The organism is Legionella jordanis, from assembly GCF_900637635.1.
GTDB classification, from domain to species: domain Bacteria; phylum Pseudomonadota; class Gammaproteobacteria; order Legionellales; family Legionellaceae; genus Tatlockia; species Tatlockia jordanis.
In genome coordinates, this window is record NZ_LR134383.1 from 227921 (window position 1) to 242307 (window position 14387).

The following is a 14387-nucleotide window of genomic DNA, read 5'->3' on the forward strand; positions in this document are numbered from 1 at the left end:
GTCAGCTCGCCTGATGAATGATGTGTGTGACCACGCCCCAAATAACCAAATCCTGCGTTTCACTGATATCAATTGGCTTGTAAGCTTTGTTTCCTGGGATAAGCTGTACTTTACCATTCAATTTCGACAGTATTTTTACCGTAAGCTCACCATCAATTGCGGCAATCACAATTTTACCGTGTACTGGCTCAAGGCTTTTGTCGACGATTAACATATCCCCAGGTTGAATGCCGGCATCAGTCATTGAATCGCCTTCGGCAATTAAAAAAAAGGTAGATGCCGGGTGTTTTATCAGATGTTCGTTTAAATCAAGGTGAGATTCGATGTAATCGTCAGCTGGCGAGGGAAAACCGGCCCTTACTTTCGAGCTATAAAGAGGAAATCCCTTGGGCTGATTATTAATGTATTCTTTAATCTCAGCCATTCGTGAGATGGGTACTCGTATGGTTTTTGTTGGCTCTCCGTAGCGATTGCTGCCAACAGGGCGTCCTGCTCCCAGCCTTTTGCCGCCACGATTCATATGGCCTCTTGTATTGATTAATGTGACATTAATCAAATCATAGAAGACAATGAATCGTTTGTAAATAGCTCAAAATGAACATTCCTTAGCATCTTGGCTGAGGCAGCAATACCGTCAAATCCTTAGGACACAAGCCCGGCCGTTACTTTCTAAGGAAGCCGCAATGAAGAATCCTTTGGCTCACCACAGTTTAGCAATGTTACCCGTATTTTCTTCAACCACTTTCAATAATTCGGCTGAGATCACCACGGGGAGACAACAGTTTGTTGCGCAATTGCACTTTGACAATGGATAATAAATTTTCTACAGATTGCTCATTAGGTGGCAGTTGCTTGAATGAGCTTAAGGTTGCTCAATAGGGTGTCATAATAGCACAATGTGATTACTAAATAATTAATGTAAAAAAAGAATAATTCATTTTTTGCAGAAGAGGTTTAATAAAACCCTAAGCTTGTTTCAATATAATTGGTATCTAAATTACTAAAGCTTGAACATCATGAAACCTGAAAAAGTTCTAAAGATAGCCCAAAGTATAATGGCCAATTACGATTCCTCGCTGGAAAAGGCCTTAGCAAGCAATGGCAATGATTTAGAAACCTTAAAAGAAAAGATCCACAAGGTGGCTTTTGATTCGGCGCCAAAGTTAGCTAGTTGGGAATGCAGAAATTTTGTGGATGGTATAGACGTTATAGGGATTATGGCGGCGGCTCAAACGGCATTTGCTAAAGCCTACAGGCACACCAATGGCATTGAGGACGTCGAAAATTATAAAACAGAGTTCAAAAAAGCCTATGACGCTGCTTTGCGCGTGGAATTGTATCGGCGTTTCATCGGTATTGGTTTGAATAAAGAAGCACTGACTATTCGATTTGTGGAAAAAAACAGACATCTACCGAATCCGAGGGAACTAGGGCAATTTATGCTTGTCGAAATTAGGGAAAATATTAAGCAGCAATTTAAAAAATTTGAAGCCATCCAAAACTCTGTTTCCACAATGGATAAAGGGACGATTGCTTCTCTTAAGAGAGAACTGGACACTAAATTGAATAATTTCCAACAAAGGCTGAATGAGCTAATGAGCCAAGATGAACCCGCTCGAGACAATGCCATGCAAGAGGCTTCGCTAGCCTTGCAAATCGAAGCAGGCAGGCTCATCCGCGAATACCAGGTCAAAATGGAAAGTAATTCAAGTTGGGGCCCTTTTTTGAAAAACCTACTGTTACTCCTTACAGGAATTGGAACCATCCCGGCCCTTGTTTCTGTGGCAAGTAAATTAAAAAGCGGGCAGTATAGTTTTTTTGACCAGGCTTTTTTACGCAAAACCCCTGGTGATGACATGGCTCCAGAAGATCGATTGCTGAACATCCCCAGGTAATGGAAGGAAGTTTGATTAACAGGATGAGCGGGTGATGGGAATCGAACCCACGCCATCAGCTTGGGAAGCTGAGGTTCTACCATTAAACTACACCCGCGTGCCCATTGAATTATTTGTTGGCTATGATTTGCAAGTTGGGTGATGCCCAGTAAATCCATTGCTGATTGTTAAAGTGTTTGTAGGGCAAAAAAATGTCTACTCGTTCTTTGAATCGCCAGAAATCACCACAATACCTTCCATCGCTTCGCACGGATACAACTGTAATTTCATGCCCGTCTTGATCTTTGAATTGTTTGCAATAATTGGCATCCTGATTCGCAGGGATTTTAAATGGGGAGTTAACCAATGCAACTTCCCCGGCTTTATTCAAAGAAAAGAGCAGGCGATCGAAAAATGCATAAAGATTATTGCTGAAGGCAACAATCAACCCAGAAAATAAAAGCACAATAATGGTTGTTTTAAGCTTGGGAAATCTGACCCTTCTGCGAGTCAGAATGTTATAAAACAAAATCCAGGCAATCAGGAGCCCCAGTAAATAAACGAATTTGGTCATTTGTTTATACCTTTTTATTTAAATGTATAACACAGGTCATCAATAAGTTCATAGTTTAGAATGGGTAATATCACTCATGGAAAAAAATATTGAACAAGAAATCGAATGCGAGATCGGCATATCCAATCAACCCCTACTGTTTTAACCCTCTAAAAAAATGTCACTATAGGATTTAGTTTTTGACATAAAGTTGACCCAGCATTAGGTCTAAATAGGATTGTTTGCCAAAGCTTAATGCCCCGCTCGGCAATTTCCATAGTCAAATGACAAGAGCCCATCTATAATGATCTTAAATTGCACACAGTGTGCAATAAATGGTTGCAGGTGATGCCATGTTTTACCAGAATCTTGCATACGAACTCTCCACTATGCTGGAGGGCTTGGGATATCCTAAACTGGGAGATTATTATTGCCACGGATTTGCGGTTCGTTGGCTTGAAGCCCATCTTTTAGGTGAAGAAAAACAATTTGATGAGCGCATACAATACATTCTCTTAAACAGAGCCAATTTCAAAGATTGGCTGACTGAACTTCAAAGCAAGAAGAACGACACTCTGAGTCAGAATGACCAACAATTGTTGGATGCACTGGCTTTTTGTGAAAGTTTGATGTTATTCCAGGCTCCCTTTCTTAACCCCGGCTTGTTTGACCGAGAAAGCCTCCCCACGCAACAAGATCTTGAGTCGATTTCCCCTCTTGCTTCCTGTGACAAAATTCAGGTCCTCGGTGGGATTAGGGAAGTGTATGAAGAATCTTTTCTGTCTAATCTGGATGAGCTTGAGCTATACCTTAAGCAATTGGAAGAGGCTTTTACCAGTCACTCAGAACAACTGGACAAACCCCTGGCTGTGCTTCTCACGGGTGCCAAACACAGCACTGCCCTCTCATTTAAGCCTAGCATCGGTTGGTACTACCTCGATATAGAAACTTATCCAGCCCAATACCTGAATTTCGCCGACAGAAGGCTTCTTGCTGAAAAGATAATGCATAGCCTTAAAAGAGACATTCATAGCCCTTTTGTGGCATTGAATTCAGCCGTTTTATTAACCGCGAGTGATCCGCGCCTAAACCCCATTGCTCATGCACTGGCAGAAGTTAAGAACAAGCATCTCATCAATACTGAAGTGGCTCAACGAAAGGATCAGGTTAATCTCGCCTATTTATTAGCGCGACGAGGTGATTGTGAAGGGCTCAGGAGAGTCGCCGATTTGGGTGCAGACTTAAGCCTGGATGATGAAGAAGGCCGAGCGCCTATCCATGTCGCGGCCGCAGAAGGGCAAAAAGCCATTATTCTTGAGCTGGTTACACGGGGTGTTGACATAAACCAAACAAGCAATTGCGGTGCTACTGCCGTATTGCTGGCGGCTCAATCCGGATTTCATGATTTGGTTGAAGAATTGGCGGTCCTGGGTGCTGATTTGAATAAGCCTTTAAATAATGGAAATTCGCCAATACTTGCCGCTGCACTGCAAGGTTTTTCCAAGGTTATTTCGAAGTTGGCAAAACATGGCGCTGATGTTGATCAAACCAACTCTCAAGACGAAAGCGCGGCCTATATTTGTGCTTTAAGAGGACATAAAGAAGCGCTCGAAGAACTTGGAACATGGGGGGCAAAGATGTCTGAAACCTTAATTAACGGAGTTGCACCCATTCATGCAGCCGCCCACCAGGGGCATTCAGACATCATTGATTATTTGGCAACGCGCGTTGATGTCAATCAGGAAACCCAAGACGGAACAACCGCCGTGTTTATTGCCGCGCAAAAAGGTTTTACCCAGGTGATTGAGCGTTTGGCGATTCATAAAGCAGATTTAAATAAGCCAAAGGAAAATGGCTGTACGGCTTGTTTTATTGCGGCTCAAAACGGGCATTTCAAAGCAGTTCAAAAGTTGCTTGAATATGGGGCAGACCCATCCTTGCCCACGTCATTTAATCGGCTGAAACTGTTGAATTTTGCCATGGCAAGAGGCACAGGAATTCTAAACAGGATGCAAACGTTTATCGAGCAGAATTCCGGGCATTCAGAGGAGACAGTTTGGATGCGGCCTTATGATATAGCTGCCGTCATGGGACATCATGAGCTGGCGGAATTGCTCAGCGAGCAACCAAAACAAACCCTCTCCAGCAACAAGTCAAGGCCAATTTCATTCTTTCCACCCCAACAGGCTGAAGACAGTAAGGATTCGCCAAGTCCTAAGACTTTTCCCAGATAGCTAAACGCATTCTCAATGATTAGGGGAAAGCGCATCATTTTACGGTCTGTGAAATTCGGTGATAATGGGGAATTTGCGCCAAAGCATACTTTGCAGCCTCAGATAAAATATCAGCACGAGCCCCTTGAAAACGCTTGGTCTCGCTGTAGATAGCCACTTCATTTTTTAATTTAAAGCCCCAACCAAAGCAAATGGTTCCAGGAGGAATTCCATCCATAGGTTCTGAACCTGCAATACCTGTCGTTGAAACAACGACATTGGCCAAGCTGTCCTTTAAGGCCCCCATAACCATTTCACGGGCTATTTCTTCACTGGTTAAGGTATATTGCTCAATGGTTTCCTGTCTTACTCCCAGCAAGCGCTTCTTGGCATTTTCAGAATAAACTACATATCCAGCATCCAGACATTGGCCGCTGCCCTCACATTGGGCTAACAGATGAATGATTTGTCCCGCAGTGCAAGATTCTGCAGTGGTTAATACCAAATTATTATCTTTTAGGTAATTGAGAAGCTGATTGCTCATGCATCACCAAAAGGAAAGGGTGGATAGGCTAACTATAGCAAGTTAATGGCCCACAGGAATAGCTTTAGCATTGCTGAGCGTGTGGAAAGAAATACGATGTGGCCGTCTTGTGCGGCGGATTATTTCCCAGCTGCATGGGAATTGCTGCTCATCTAGGCAATAAACTGCAAAATTGCTTCTTTTTAATATTTTCTTAAGAAAATTTGGTTACTCTGATTAAAAATTGTAATCAGGAACAAAATTATGCGTGAGAAAAAAGAAACAAACACAGCAGAACTTGATTCACCATTCTTTGGCAAACCTTATGTATTCGCGAACTTGGTTTTTAAAACCGCAGCGATTTCCTTTAGCGTTTCTGCTTTTACCCAACCCTTTCAATACATGTTGACTCGCATGCAGCTGCCTGGTGCAAGTGGTGCAGATTCGGCGTTCAAACAGGGCTTATTTCGAAGCATGTACCGTGGCTTTGGCTCCTATGCCATAGCTGGCCAAAAAAGAGGGGCCGTGGCAGTTACGGCCAAACAACAAAACCGGGAATCGGCCGAAGAGCAGCTTGAGCACGAAGTGCACCCGCATAAACGCGTACTTGGCACTTTTTTATTTTCTCAGGCGGATTTGTTGGTCAGCAATGGTTTGGTAAGCAAGGCCAAGCTGGAAAGCGCCAAAATCGTCACCAAAGGAAATTTCAACTGGTCGGTAGCCAACTTATGGCATCTAACAACAACCAACTGGGGATCCCGTTCCATTGCAGGGTTCATTAATTTTGCGGCCATAGGCATGATGGGGGATTCCATCGCTTCCCTATTCAAGTTCAATAGGGATATCTACAATCAGGTAGCAGCTGGAGCCACTTCAGGCGTTATAGCCACATTCCTGACTACAATACCTAATGCCTACGCGGATAAAAAATTATTAGCCTCAAAAATGAATGAGGGCCGCGTAGTTACCGTAAGCCCTTTTTCCATGTTTAGCCAGGCAAAGGTTCATATGCGCGAAATGGGTGCTAAAGAAGCCATGAAAACTTTTTTTAAAGTAACCTTTTTGAAAGAAGCCTTAATAAGAAGCCCGCAAACTGCTCTCACATTTAGCATTATTTTTGGCTTGGATCATGCCATGGGAACAGAACCGCTAAAAAGGGTTTGGCCTAAACCTGAAGAGGATAGGGATTCTTCGCCATCGGCTGGCCCAGCACGCTAATTAATTTGATATTTGGGACATTGATTGCATACGACATTTCTTTCTCTGATGTTTACTTGTGTCAAAAGTGTTGGCATTATTTTGCGCTAATGGGATAAAATACAACACTAACTCGCAATTAAATAGGAAGGGAAGAAATGTTTTTTGGTAAATTTGCAACACATATTTTTAAGGATGCTGTTAAAACAACTCTGGTTGACACCACACGGGCTACCGCGGGGACAGTAATTGGCTGGGCTGCATATCGCATGGTTGAAAAAATAAACTATTCTTTTTTTCATACTGCAAAATCAGCTGAGAAGAGTGCTACAACACTTCAGAATAACTCTCAACAAAACAGTTTATAAATTCAATTTGTTTATTTTGTATATTGATACAAAGAGCATTTATTGTCATTGAATCATTCTCTTTGGGTTGACAGTGAAAGATTAGTCCCTTTAAGGTAAAAAAAGAGACCTAACAAAAAGGTTTTTTCAATATGGGAGTAATTACTGTCAACTAAGGAGAGATATTAATGCCAGATCAGCAAAGCCCTATTAAGAATTTAAGCAGAATCCTTCTATTTGGTTCTTTTTTAATCCATAGTCATTTAATCCAAAGCGCAACACCGATTGGCCATGGGATCCTTTATGATAATCAGCAAATTGCCAAGCTTGCCGAAAAATACCCGGGACGTGTGTCAAAAGATGCTGGTTATCCACTGATTGACAACTATGCCACATTAAAGTCCAGTTTTCGCGGCAGTCAGTTTGGTTTAACAGATAAAGTCATTACCACTGGACTCTGGTGGACGCCGATGTTGGCGGTTGATAAAACAGCTGGACAAATTCAAGACAGTGATTACCTAAACCCTTTGCTTCTACTACCAAACCCGCTAAGTGTTCGATTTAATGAAAAAGGGATTTCTTTGGGTATTCCGCTACAAAATGCCAAAGTGGATAACGTTCATGTCGATAGGGGTTATGACAATACGCTTGATCTTAATTTTACCACGGGAGATTTGCTCGGTACTGCGCCATTAGTGGATGACTACTCAGATTGGATGGTGAAGTTAGAATGGAAGCGTAATAACAGCCCTTTAATCTCGGCCAGGGTTGCTGAGGGTTCGCCGTTTATTTTTATTGAAAAACAAAATAACCAGCCCACCTCTTATTTGCAATTTAGCAATTCCCAAGACATTAAACTATTAAGCCAGGGCTCAGGTTTTAGCGTCTTTAAAACCAGGAATGCTTCCGATGGAAATTATCGGTATTATGCCTATTTTACGAATCCTGCCTCTTCGGCTAATCCATGGAAAACGAGCAGTGGCGCAGTCATTGTTCCTGTGGATCAAGGCGGCAGTGGCAATGTGGTACCTGGAACGCAAATAAACAGCAATGATCCAAACCGTTTTATTTCCTTAATGGTGATTCCTGCAAGTTCGGATGCCGCAGCGCTCGATGTGGCCAATCGTATTAAGCCTTATGCACATACGGTTATCAAAAACACCTCCATACAATATGGATATGATAAGGCTTCTTCAAAAGTCATTAGCCATTTTAATTTTGACACAGAAACGGTTTATGCAAACAGTGCCCTCAAACATCAGCCCTTGGTGATGGTATACCCATGGCAAGTTAAAAATATGTCGGCGGTTGATAAAGCAGGTTGTTTTTTTCAAGATAATTGTGCTGGCAGTCAAGGCATTGTTCGGACCTTGAAAGGGAATATGCAACTTTTTGTCCCTAATCAATCAAGTCAAGACCATTCATCCTTTGCAACAGAAGTGCCTTTTCATGGTGTAATGCCCACTTTGGCCAATGGCCTTAGCCAAGCGGAACTGGACAAAATTGGCAGTTATCCATTCAGCTTGCCCCCAGATCCTCATTTGGATTCTAAAAATCCCTGGACGGATACTTATGCTACGGGCAAATTGCTTGGCCGCGAGGCTCAACTCATCAAAATAGCTCATGTATTGATGGGTTCTTCCAGCAATCCAAATCCAAAATACAAAAAGATTCGCGATGATTTGCTAACTGCATTAAAAAATCAAATGACCAGTTTTCTTACCGGTTTAAACTACACTGATCCTTGTCCTGGAGGTGCGTCGGATTGCCAGCGGCAAGAAGGCAGTTGGTTTTTTAGTTACAACAGTGAATGGAACAGCATGATGGGTTTCCCCAGCGGATTTTTTACCGCAACTACCTTAACCGATCATGCTTTCCATTGGGGCTATTTACTTGACGCGGCAGCAACGATAGCTCAATTTGACAAAACCTGGGCTCAGCAATATGGGGCTATGGTTAACTTGTTGATTCGAGACATCTGCAATTACAAGTATGGAGAGGATGGTTCCGAACCAGCCAAGTTCCCGCATTTTAGAAGTTTTGACCCTTATGCTGGCTTATCTTCAGCACTCGGAATGCCTTACAGCTTTGACAACGTCAATGAAGAAGACAGCGCTGAGTTTATGAATTTGGCACAAGCGATTATCCTCTGGGGATTAAACACAGAAGGCTTAAGTTTTGAAGGGGATAATAGTTCTCCCCAAGATCTTCTGGAGACAGGGTTGTATTTATACACTACAGAGGAGCAAGGCTTAAACCATTATCATTTCAATCAAAACCCCGAATCTGCTGTGTTTCCCAGCAATTGGTCGAACAGTTCAACCGGACAAAGCTATTTAATTGTAGGTAATGTTTGGGGCGGAAAACTGGATCGTTCCACCTATTTCTGTGCGGCACAACCTTGCTATTATCAGAACCTGGCATCCAATACGCTTCCGATGACCGCAGGTTCTTTCTATCTGGGTTACAACGCGGATTTTGTAAAACGCGCCTACAGTTTGGACGCTAAAAATCCTTGTTCGGGAGATGCAAGCAATTCAGCCTATTGCGGGACTTTATTAAAATATCTTGCTCTGGGTGACCCAGCTAAGGCAGCGCAATATTACACGCAGTACTTCGAGCAGCAAGGCAATACGCCCGATCCTGGAGAATCTAAGCCTAGTATCTATTATTGGATTCAAAATCTAAACCGATATGGCACCCTAAATCCGGAGGTCACGGCCGATACTCCCGCTTACGCAGCATTTGGCAGCGGTGATAAACTCTATGTTTCCGCGTATAACCAGCAATCAACGCCTAAAACAGTGAATTTTTACCGCAATGGCAGTGCAGTTTGCTCACTAGACAACATTCAGCCTGGCGAAATTAAAGGGAAATTTTGCGGCAGTGTGCCACCGCCACCTTCAACCCAATATTCCTACATGGTTTATGTGGGCTACCCCTTTAAGCCGGTGCTTATTAATAACAGCACAACTTGTCCAGACCCAGTCAGTAAAAATCCGGCTTGTCTGGTTAAGAACATCAATGCTTCATCCACCATGCTGATTAGTGGGAGTAACAGCAACATCTGCAATTTGTTGATTGGTACAGATGGCAGTGTTACTGTGGTGAGCGAAAAATCCAAGGGTTGTTACATCAATTCTCAGCCTGCCACTCCTGACAAAGCGGGCTCAATCAATTTGCCCGGCGGCTTCTAAAATCCAGCCAGGTTGAACTTCGGTTCAACCTGGTATTTCAGACTGTTTTTTGCTGCTTGCCTGTTTTACAAACGCCCTGAATAAATTCAAAAATATTTTTTTGTGAATTAAAAACTCGGGATGAAATTGCACTCCGAAATAAAATGGCTTAGTCGGATCCTCAATGGCTTGAATGATTTGATTTCTTTCCCAGGCAGTGATTTTCAAATTTAGGCCAAGTTTGGCGATGGCTTGTTTGTGAATGCTGTTTACTTTTAAGCTGTGCTGCTTCGAAATTGCAAATAATAAACTGGGCTTTTGAATATGGATTGTTTTGCGAAAGAATAAATAGCCAAGAAGATGAGAAGGATATTGTGCATTTTCAAAGACTTTTTCAATGTCGAGGCATAATGTCCCTTTGCGGTAAACATTCATCAATTGACAGCCTCTGCAGATGCCAAACACAGGTAAATGATGTTGTTCAGCGTAGGCCAGATGTTTAAGTTCCAGCTCGTCTCGTTCGAATTGATAGTGGTAGCCAATTTTTCGTAAATCTCCATACAGTTTGGGATCGATATCAACACCTCCGCCCAGCAATAAGGCTTGATAATCAAAGCGATGCTGGTTGCTTGCAGGATTAATGCTTATGACACGCCCGCCGGCTAGCCATATGGCCAGCTTTAAAGCAAAATTAGGCAGCCAGGATTGCCTTGAAGACTGAGTAACTGCAATGAGAGGACGCTTTCTCATAGATGCCTCAGATAATTTTCACATATTTCAACCCAGCCTTCGCTATCGAAGGAAAACGAACTGGTTTGCAGGTGCTCCAGATATTTGCGGCACATCTCCTGGCATACTGCTCGGTTTGCAGCCAATTGTTCGACTTTAAGCCAGCGTTGCCATTCAGTGGTAAAATTTCGTGATTCTTTATGAAAGTTGCTGTCTGGCAGTCGGTAGTGGACAGTTGGTCGTGCCTTAACCAAATCGCTATCAACCTGTTCGGCAATTTTTTGTTTGTCGATAAAGGCAAAAAGCGGCAATAAATCTAAGGCGCGGTTACGCGTCGAATTATAGTGCAAATAATCATCCATCAGTTTTGCTAGAGAGGGCTGATAACTGGTCTTTAAAATCTTGAGCTTATAAGCGCTCGGAAAGTCAGCGATGTAAGTGGATAACTGCCTTGTTAAATCCACTTGAATTTCTTTCCTTAGCCAGTCTTGCAATAGGATGAAGGCTTGCAAATAAGCGAGAATGCAGTCGGCTGATAAAGATGGCAAATCGGGATTAAGGTGAACGCCAAATGCTGCAAGCCATGAGGAGCTGCTGTCTTTTGCCCCATGTAATCTGAGCTCATCAATAATCTTGTCTAATTTTGGAATGTCTTTAATCCGCACAGGGGGGGAGATGATTTCCAGAGGAATGATGTTGTTTAGAGCAAAATCAATCGCAGTACTGAGATAACCACTTAAATCGATTTTGCCTTCTTCTTGATTTTTTTTCGAATGCTTGGCCAATTCCTTTAAAAGCTGCGCATCTTGCTCAACTTCAAAAGTCCCCAGTGCTGAGTCCTTAAGCACTCCTTTTTTATCGTGTTCAAGCTGAATATTTCCTGAATACAAGCGCTTAAGAATGTTTAGAGAATCCTTTAGCGAAATGCCCACGTATTCAATTTCAAAACCCACCCTTCGTTCTTTGTGCTCATGATTGTAAATGAGAGGCGGGTAAAGATTATTGGTTTTCTGTTTTTCATCTTCCATAAGATTATTTCACCTCCTATTAAAAATATAACCCAAGATGAATAAGCGTGCTGAATGGTTTTTTCATGGAACTCTTGTCCTAAGCTATTGAAGCTTTTTCTGGATTACTACCTGGAAATGCGATATAAATTGATGTTTCAATTGGGTTCCTTTTTAAGGAAGAAGCAGTAAAAAAGCAGGACGTATATGAGCATAAAGAAGTTAGTCATTGCAGCAACCAGTTTCCTCCTGTCTGCCAGTGCCCTGGCCGATCCCTACGATAACTATTTACATCAGCAATCAGGTGTTCCATTTTTTGCAACACTAAGTATCGGTCCTGCTTGGGTAGGAGGTGGAGACAAGAAGAACGTTAGACTTGAACCGGATGTGGTTAAGACTTACACAATAAATAGCAACACGGATGAAATTTCGGGCATCATAGAGCTGTTTGCAGGTTATGCCTGCCACTTCAATGAATCATTCATTACCCAGCTTGGCTTAGAGGTTGCTGTTACTTCCTCTTCTAATTTAACCGGTGATGTCTGGGAAGATGCTAATCCAAACTTTAATAATTTCACTTATACCTATAAAGTAAGACATCAGCACATTGCCGCAAAAGCCAAGTTCATTGGCGATTTGGACTACATGCTTCCTTATTTTAGTGTGGGTTTAGGCTATGGAATGAACAACAGCTCCAATTTCAGCATATCTCCTAAAATTTATCCTGAAATTCCGGCGCCACCGTTTGGTAATAATGACCAATCGGCATTCACCTATTCTCTGGGCGCGGGTCTTGACATGCCAGTGACTGATAATTTCCAGATTGGTATAGGTTATGAGTTTCTCAATTGGGGTAAAACCCAATTGGCGCCTGCATGGGGCCAAACCACAAACTCAGTTTTATCACTCAGTAATTTGTATACGCAACAATTTTTAATTAATTTCACTTACCTGGCTTAAGGATAAGATATGAAAACGGGAAGATTGCTGGGCAAATTTCTAATGCTGGTTCTCGCTTGTTGCTCGATTATGCCTTTGCAAGCGGGTTCCACGCCCAAATTCAGCATTCTCCCAATTAACAGACCTCCTGCGCAATTACCAATAAATGCCATCGCCATCGCCAATTACGTGGTGATCAACAACACCTCGATTACCCGAAGGCTAACGATGGAACCCATTTTAGGGGTTACGGCAGTTCCCGGCACGGGCAATTGCAGCATCCCCTTTGTGCTGACTCCAGGGGCTTCTTGCATATTGAGTCTTCGTCTGATAGCAAATCAGATGGGCGCCGGTGTCCATGGTGGCCCTATCATTTGTAAAACCAAAAGCCCCACTGACAACACTCCTGATCCTTTTTTATGCTCACAGCCAGAGCAAGCGAATGAATTAAATGTTACCGTCGTACCGGCAGCGCAAGCGATACTAACTGCTTCTCCCTCTTTTTTAAAGTTCACTATAACATCCGGAGGGACAGTCACCATCACCAATAGTGCAAGTACCCTGATTAGTGCGGAAAATATAAGGGCCATTATTCCTCCCAATAGTCCTTTGATACTCGTGGCGAACAATTGCCCAGCCATTTTGGCTCCTGGAGCCAGTTGCAACATGGCGTTTACTTCGGCAGTGCCTACCGAAGCTCAAGTTATTTTCCAGGGAAGCAATACAACCTCCACTTTTGTGACCATCTTGGTTTCGGAATCCCTAATTTCCGTTTCTCCCACGAGCATTGCCTTTTCTGTTAACGGCACTGGCTCGGTAACGGTAACAAATGTATCTGATATTGTCGCCCGAAATGTGACTGCGGTTGTCCCTGCAGGCAGCTCCATATCCGTGGTGGGTAATACTTGCGGGGCTGCACTAGCTCCCGGAGCCAGTTGCAGCATTACCTTTACGGGCAGTGCTGTTGAAACCAGGAGTGTGCTGATTGGAGGTAGTAATACCAACCGGGAAACCATCACTGTGCGTGTGGCTGCGATGCCGATTATTTCCATTGCACAGCCACGTGCAGTGATTACAGTTGGTGGCCCTGCGGTGGGCATTACCGTTACCAACAGCGCCAGCAGCACCGTCAATGCTCTTAATATTCACGCTACTTTACCGGGGGACTTAACTGATGTGGTGCAAGACAGTGGTAATTGTGCAAGTGTGGCCCCTGGCGCTTCTTGCACCTTGTTTTTTAGTTCCCCTACTCCCTATGTAACGCATAGCAACATTCCCGTAAGCGGTAGCAATACCGCCAATTCGGTGCCCATTGCTTTAGCTTTTCAGTACGGGGGAGGATTGGTCTATGCGATTTCGGGTGGGAATGCTTTTGTCATTACCAATGTCGATGTTGCTTCAAATGTCGAATGGGGAAATTATGGACAGATTGTTGGCGCTAACAGCCAGACAGATGGGGCCTTTAATACATCCCAAATGATTGCTGCCGGCAATACTGGGGCTGGTGATGTTTGTTTTACTTATGCTGGTAGTGGTTTCACTGATTGGTATTTACCTGCGGTAGATCAGTGGTTCACAACGATCGCCGAGCTCGTTTCTCTCGGATTTGGTTACCCTTGGCAGGTAAGCTATTGGACTTCCACGGAAGGGGGGGATTTTCCGCTCACCAATGCTTATTATACTGCTGTGTTTGATGGTTCAGTCGAGTCAATACCGAAAACCGCTACCACAAACATTCGCTGCGGTCGAACGCAAGCCATAACAATATAATGGGCTATTTTCTTATCAATAATGCTAAGGGCGATTTTAAATTCAAGCGCTCTTTGGCT

At 43.2% G+C, this 14387-nt stretch carries 13 protein-coding genes and 1 tRNA gene; 8 read left to right on the forward strand and 6 right to left on the reverse strand.

What is annotated here, in order from left to right; translation table 11 throughout:
* Window position 1: 1 nt before the first annotated feature.
* Window positions 2-520 (reverse strand): LexA family protein, encoded by a 519-nt coding sequence (locus tag EL203_RS00975; protein ID WP_058471415.1) that lies wholly within the window; start codon window positions 518-520, stop codon window positions 2-4.
* A 163-nt stretch (window positions 521-683) separates the two neighbouring features.
* Here EL203_RS00975 and EL203_RS14640 point away from each other — a divergent pair, with 163 nt between their 5' ends.
* Both EL203_RS14640 and EL203_RS00980 read left to right on the forward strand, forming a co-directional pair.
* Complete coding sequence (locus EL203_RS14640; protein WP_259637622.1) at window positions 684-815, forward strand: hypothetical protein; 132 nt, start codon at window positions 684-686, stop codon at window positions 813-815.
* Between the two features lie 201 nt (window positions 816-1016).
* Entirely contained in the window at window positions 1017-1895 is an 879-nt protein-coding gene (locus EL203_RS00980; RefSeq protein ID WP_058471414.1) for a hypothetical protein, read from the forward strand.
* A gap of 26 nt (window positions 1896-1921) precedes the next feature.
* Here EL203_RS00980 and EL203_RS00985 read toward each other — a convergent pair.
* Window positions 1922-1992, reverse strand: a tRNA-Gly gene (locus EL203_RS00985).
* A 12-nt stretch (window positions 1993-2004) separates the two neighbouring features.
* Window positions 2005-2448 (reverse strand): hypothetical protein, encoded by a 444-nt coding sequence (locus tag EL203_RS00990; protein WP_058471413.1) that lies wholly within the window; start codon window positions 2446-2448, stop codon window positions 2005-2007.
* Window positions 2449-2780: 332 nt separating this feature from the next.
* On the opposite strand from EL203_RS00990, the gene EL203_RS00995 reads away from it, so the two are divergent.
* On the forward strand, window positions 2781-4661 hold the full coding sequence (locus EL203_RS00995; protein WP_165481233.1) for an ankyrin repeat domain-containing protein: 1881 nt from the start codon (window positions 2781-2783) through the stop codon (window positions 4659-4661).
* Window positions 4662-4695: 34 nt separating this feature from the next.
* Here the strand turns inward: EL203_RS00995 and EL203_RS01000 are convergent, their stop codons facing one another.
* The gene (locus tag EL203_RS01000; protein WP_058471411.1) at window positions 4696-5184 is read right to left on the reverse strand and encodes a CinA family protein; all 489 of its coding nucleotides are present in this window, start codon (window positions 5182-5184) and stop codon (window positions 4696-4698) included.
* Between the two features lie 243 nt (window positions 5185-5427).
* On the opposite strand from EL203_RS01000, the gene EL203_RS01005 reads away from it, so the two are divergent.
* From EL203_RS01005 to EL203_RS01015, 3 genes are all read left to right on the forward strand, one after another.
* Window positions 5428-6381 carry a hypothetical protein gene (locus EL203_RS01005; protein ID WP_058471410.1) on the forward strand — a complete coding sequence of 318 codons (954 nt, stop codon included), beginning with the start codon at window positions 5428-5430 and terminating at the stop codon, window positions 6379-6381.
* Between the two features lie 137 nt (window positions 6382-6518).
* Window positions 6519-6728 (forward strand): hypothetical protein, encoded by a 210-nt coding sequence (locus tag EL203_RS01010; protein WP_058471409.1) that lies wholly within the window; start codon window positions 6519-6521, stop codon window positions 6726-6728.
* Between the two features lie 167 nt (window positions 6729-6895).
* Entirely contained in the window at window positions 6896-9904 is a 3009-nt protein-coding gene (locus EL203_RS01015; protein ID WP_058471408.1) for a glycosyl hydrolase, read from the forward strand.
* Window positions 9905-9928: 24 nt separating this feature from the next.
* Here the strand turns inward: EL203_RS01015 and EL203_RS01020 are convergent, their stop codons facing one another.
* Both EL203_RS01020 and EL203_RS01025 read right to left on the reverse strand, forming a co-directional pair.
* Window positions 9929-10633 (reverse strand): gamma-glutamyl-gamma-aminobutyrate hydrolase family protein, encoded by a 705-nt coding sequence (locus tag EL203_RS01020; RefSeq protein WP_058471407.1) that lies wholly within the window; start codon window positions 10631-10633, stop codon window positions 9929-9931.
* On the reverse strand, window positions 10630-11640 hold the full coding sequence (locus EL203_RS01025; protein ID WP_058471406.1) for an amidoligase family protein: 1011 nt from the start codon (window positions 11638-11640) through the stop codon (window positions 10630-10632). The genes EL203_RS01020 and EL203_RS01025 overlap by 4 nt, the downstream gene beginning before the upstream one ends.
* Before the next feature lie 186 nt (window positions 11641-11826).
* Here EL203_RS01025 and EL203_RS01030 point away from each other — a divergent pair, with 186 nt between their 5' ends.
* Both EL203_RS01030 and EL203_RS01035 read left to right on the forward strand, forming a co-directional pair.
* Window positions 11827-12579: an outer membrane protein gene (locus tag EL203_RS01030; RefSeq protein WP_058471405.1), complete on the forward strand. Its 753-nt coding sequence runs from the start codon at window positions 11827-11829 to the stop codon at window positions 12577-12579.
* A 9-nt stretch (window positions 12580-12588) separates the two neighbouring features.
* Window positions 12589-14328, forward strand: coding sequence for a DUF1566 domain-containing protein (locus EL203_RS01035; RefSeq protein ID WP_058471404.1), 1740 nt, complete (start codon window positions 12589-12591; stop codon window positions 14326-14328).
* Window positions 14329-14387 lie beyond the last annotated feature (59 nt).

What these genes read in the sequence shown, in the direction of transcription:
- EL203_RS01030 (WP_058471405.1), top strand. Translation starts at nt 11,827, where the DNA reads ATGAGCATAAAGAAGTTAGTCATTGCAGCAACCAGTTTCCTCCTGTCT.
- EL203_RS00990 (WP_058471413.1), bottom strand. Translation starts at nt 2,448, where the DNA reads ATGACCAAATTCGTTTATTTACTGGGGCTCCTGATTGCCTGGATTTTG.
- EL203_RS01000 (WP_058471411.1), bottom strand. Translation starts at nt 5,184, where the DNA reads ATGAGCAATCAGCTTCTCAATTACCTAAAAGATAATAATTTGGTATTA.
- EL203_RS01005 (WP_058471410.1), top strand. Translation starts at nt 5,428, where the DNA reads ATGCGTGAGAAAAAAGAAACAAACACAGCAGAACTTGATTCACCATTC.
- EL203_RS01010 (WP_058471409.1), top strand. Translation starts at nt 6,519, where the DNA reads ATGTTTTTTGGTAAATTTGCAACACATATTTTTAAGGATGCTGTTAAA.
- EL203_RS01025 (WP_058471406.1), bottom strand. Translation starts at nt 11,640, where the DNA reads ATGGAAGATGAAAAACAGAAAACCAATAATCTTTACCCGCCTCTCATT.
- EL203_RS00995 (WP_165481233.1), top strand. Translation starts at nt 2,781, where the DNA reads ATGTTTTACCAGAATCTTGCATACGAACTCTCCACTATGCTGGAGGGC.
- EL203_RS01015 (WP_058471408.1), top strand. Translation starts at nt 6,896, where the DNA reads ATGCCAGATCAGCAAAGCCCTATTAAGAATTTAAGCAGAATCCTTCTA.
- EL203_RS00980 (WP_058471414.1), top strand. Translation starts at nt 1,017, where the DNA reads ATGAAACCTGAAAAAGTTCTAAAGATAGCCCAAAGTATAATGGCCAAT.
- EL203_RS01020 (WP_058471407.1), bottom strand. Translation starts at nt 10,633, where the DNA reads ATGAGAAAGCGTCCTCTCATTGCAGTTACTCAGTCTTCAAGGCAATCC.
- EL203_RS00975 (WP_058471415.1), bottom strand. Translation starts at nt 520, where the DNA reads ATGAATCGTGGCGGCAAAAGGCTGGGAGCAGGACGCCCTGTTGGCAGC.
- EL203_RS14640 (WP_259637622.1), top strand. Translation starts at nt 684, where the DNA reads ATGAAGAATCCTTTGGCTCACCACAGTTTAGCAATGTTACCCGTATTT.
- EL203_RS01035 (WP_058471404.1), top strand. Translation starts at nt 12,589, where the DNA reads ATGAAAACGGGAAGATTGCTGGGCAAATTTCTAATGCTGGTTCTCGCT.